Origin of the sequence: Phenylobacterium sp. (assembly GCF_035276905.1) — a bacterium.
Taxonomy (GTDB): domain Bacteria; phylum Pseudomonadota; class Alphaproteobacteria; order Caulobacterales; family Caulobacteraceae; genus Phenylobacterium.
In genome coordinates, this window is the sequence record NZ_DATELG010000238.1 from 1 (window position 1) to 3376 (window position 3376).

3 protein-coding genes are annotated in these 3376 nt (G+C 68.8%); all 3 read left to right on the top strand.

From position 1 onward, the window contains the following. Window positions 1–391 precede the first annotated feature (391 nt). On the top strand, window positions 392–1429 hold the full coding sequence (gene pstS, locus VJS38_RS11075) for a phosphate ABC transporter substrate-binding protein PstS (protein WP_324088205.1): 1038 nt from the start codon (window positions 392–394) through the stop codon (window positions 1427–1429). A 91-nt stretch (window positions 1430–1520) separates the two neighbouring features. Beyond that, a complete protein-coding gene (gene pstC, locus VJS38_RS11080) occupies window positions 1521–2489 on the top strand; it encodes a phosphate ABC transporter permease subunit PstC (protein ID WP_324088206.1) in 969 nt (322 codons plus the stop codon). After that, complete coding sequence (gene pstA, locus VJS38_RS11085; RefSeq protein ID WP_324088207.1) at window positions 2486–3343, top strand: phosphate ABC transporter permease PstA; 858 nt, start codon at window positions 2486–2488, stop codon at window positions 3341–3343. Before pstC ends, pstA begins: the two co-directional genes overlap by 4 nt. The last annotated feature ends 33 nt before the right edge of the window (window positions 3344–3376 follow it).

Sequence of the window (3376 nt, forward strand, 5' to 3'; positions counted from 1 at the left end):
TCGCTTGCAGCTTGGCGTCGCGCGTGGCCGGCGCGGCCAGGGCGGCGGTGGCCGCGCTGGACATCAGGAGCGCGACGAAGGCGGCGCGCGCGACGCGCGACCGCGTCTTCGTGGATTGCTTCATTGGTATCCCCCAAGTGCGTATGGCGATGCGCGCGGACGCCCTCTTTGAGGGTCGCCCACGTCGCTCGGCGGGGGTCTAGCTCTGCTGTATGACGGTGCGCCGACAGTACTGTGACAGATGGATGACAACCAGCTCGGTCGGCGCTCGCAGGGGCGCGGTTGCGGATTCTCAGGCGCCGGAGTTTGTCACCAAACTGAAATGTGGCGCCGTTAATGACCGGCGCAAGAGCGACTGGATGGGGCGCTCTCAAATACACTGGAGAGAACGATGTTGAAGACCTTGGGGGCCGCCTTCGGCGCCGCCCTGATCGCTGGCGTCGCCACCCTGGCGCAGGCCGCGACCATCTCCGGCGCTGGCGCGACCTTCCCCGCGCCCGTCTACGCCAAGTGGGCTGAATCCTATAAGGCGGCCACCGGCACTTCGCTGAACTACCAGGCGATCGGCTCGGGCGGCGGCATCAAGCAGATCAACGCCAAGACCGTCGACTTCGGCGCCAGCGACAAGCCGCTGAAGCCGGACGACTTGGCCGCCAGCGGCCTGGTTATGTTCCCGACCGTGATCGGCGGCGTGGTCCCGGTGGTCAACCTGCCGGGCGTCAAGTCGGGCCAGGTGCGCCTGACCGGCGCCCAGCTCGCCGACATCTACCGCGGCGTCATCAAGAAGTGGAACGACCCGCTGCTGGTGAAGACCAACCCGGGCGTCGCTCTGCCGGCCATGCCGATCACCGTCGTCCACCGTTCGGACGGCTCGGGCACCACCTTCCTGTTCACCAGCTACCTGACCATGAAGGCCGCTCACTGGGCCCAGCAGGTCGGCGGCAACGACTCCGTCCAGTGGCCGACCGGCCTCGGCGGCAAGGGCAACGACGGCGTCGCCGCCTTCGTGAAGCAGACGCCGGGCGCGATCGGCTACGTCGAATACGCCTACGCCAAGCAGAACGGCATGACCTACACCCTGCTGCAGAACAAGGCGGGCAAGTTCGTCACCCCGACGGCGGACAATTTCGCCGCCGCCGCCGCCGGCGCCAAGTGGCAGTCGGCCCCGGGCTTCTACCTGCTGCTGCTCGACCAGGCCGCGCCGAACGCATGGCCGATCACCGGCGCCACCTTCATCCTGGTGCACGCCAAGCAGGACACCCCGGCGAAGGGCAAGGAAGTCCTGGCCTTCTTCGACTGGGCCTACAAGAACGGCGACGCCGCGGCCGACCAGCTCGACTACGTGCCCCTTCCGGGCAGCGTGAAGGAGCTGATCCGCAAGTCGTGGACCAAGGTCACCGGTCCGGACAGCAAGCCGGTCTACCGCTAAAGGAGAGCCGCCCCCTCCCGGCACGACGGGAGGGGGCGTTCCATGACGAGTTTGTCGTAGAACTGTCACGCAGCCCGAGTAGAGCGCGCCCATGTCCGACGCCGTCATCTCCAGCGCGCAGGCGCTGCGCCGGCCACACCCGCGCGGCGCGAACGTCGCCAAGATCTTCGAAGGCCTCTGCTTCGCCGCGGCGACAGCCCTCCTGGCCACGCTCGGCGGCCTGCTGATCTCGCTGTTCGTCGGCGGCTGGCCCGTCTTCCGCAAGTTCGGCTTGAGCTTCTTCACGACCTCGACCTGGAACCCGGTGACCGACGTCTACGGCGCGGCGGGCCCGATCGTCGGCACCCTGGTGACCGCGGTCATCGCCCTGGCGCTCTCGCTGCCGGTCGCCGCCGGGGTGGCCTTCTTCCTGACCGAGCTCTGCCCGGCCAAGCTGCGCCGGCCGATCGGCACGGCGGTGGAGCTGCTCGCGGGCATTCCCTCGATCGTCTACGGCATGTGGGGCCTCTTCGTCTTCGCCCCGCTGTTCTCGAAATACGTCCAGATGCCGCTGATGATGGCGGCCAAGCCGGGCTCGCTGCTGGAGAAGCTGACCACCGGGGTGCCGAACGGCTCGGGCATCCTGTCGGCCTCCATCATCCTGGCGATCATGATCCTGCCGTTCATGGCCGCGACCCTGCGCGAGCTGCTGCTGACGGTGCCGGCGCCGGTGCGCGAGAGCGCCTACGGCCTGGGCGCGACCACCGCCGAGGTGGTGATGTCGGTGACCCTGCCCTATGTGCGCAGCGGCGCGATCGGCGCGGTGATGCTGGGCCTGGGCCGGGCGCTCGGCGAGACCATGGCGGTGACCTTCATCATCGGCAACGCGCACGGCATGCCGACCTCGCTGTTCGACAGCGGCTCGACCATCGCCTCGACCATCGCCAACGAATTCACCGAAGCCACCAGCCCGGTGCACAGCGCGTCGCTGATCGCGCTCGGGTTCGTCCTCTTCGTGATCACCTTCGCCGTGCTGGCGCTCGCCCGCCTCATGCTGCGCAATTCGGAGCAACGCCTGTGAGCGCCACGGCCAGCCCCGCCCGCGTCGCCCGCCGGCGCCTCGCCAACATCGTCTTCCAGGGGTTCTGCATCGCCGTCACCGGCGTCGCCCTGATCGCGCTCGCGGCCATCCTCTGGTCGCTGCTGCAGCAGGGGCTGGGCGGACTGAACCTGGAGGTGTTCACCCAGTCGACGCCCGCGCCGGGCTCGAAGGGCGGCCTCGCCAACGCCATCGTCGGCTCGATTATGATGTGCCTGCTGGCCATGGTGATCGCCACGGTGGTCGGCGTGCTGGCCGGCACCTGGCTTGCCGAATACGCCGGCAAGAGCCGCTACGGGGCCGTGGTCCGCTTCCTCAACGACGTGCTGCTCTCCGCGCCGTCGATCCTGGTCGGTCTGTTCGTCTACGAGCTGCTGGTCGCGCCCTTCAAGGGCTTCTCCGGCTTCGCCGGAGCCGTGGCCCTGGCGCTGCTGGCGATCCCGGTGATCACCCGGACGACCGAGGACGTGCTCAAGCTGCAGCCGACCACCCTGCGCGAAGCGGGCGTGGCGCTCGGCGCGCCGGTCTCGTTCGTCATCCGCACGGTGCTGTGGCGGGCCGCACGCAGCGGCATGCTGACGGGCGGCCTTTTGGCCTTCGCGCGGATCAGCGGCGAGACTGCGCCCCTGCTGTTCACCGCCCTCAACAATCAGTTCTTCTCGCTCGACCTGCGACACCCTACGGCCAACCTGCCGGTTGTCATCTTCCAGTTCGCGCTCAGCGCCTATGATGACTGGCGCCGCCTCGCCTGGGCGGGCGCGCTCCTGATCGCCGCGGCGGTCCTGGGCGTGACCGTGCTGGCCCGCGCCCTCGCCCAGGAGCCCCGCCGCTCATGAACACGATGAAAGCCGAAAACCTCGACGTCAGCA

Excerpts from the sequence above, each read along its gene's own strand:
- pstS (WP_324088205.1), top strand. The coding sequence starts at position 392 with ATGTTGAAGACCTTGGGGGCCGCCTTCGGCGCCGCCCTGATCGCTGGC.
- pstC (WP_324088206.1), top strand. The coding sequence starts at position 1,521 with ATGTCCGACGCCGTCATCTCCAGCGCGCAGGCGCTGCGCCGGCCACAC.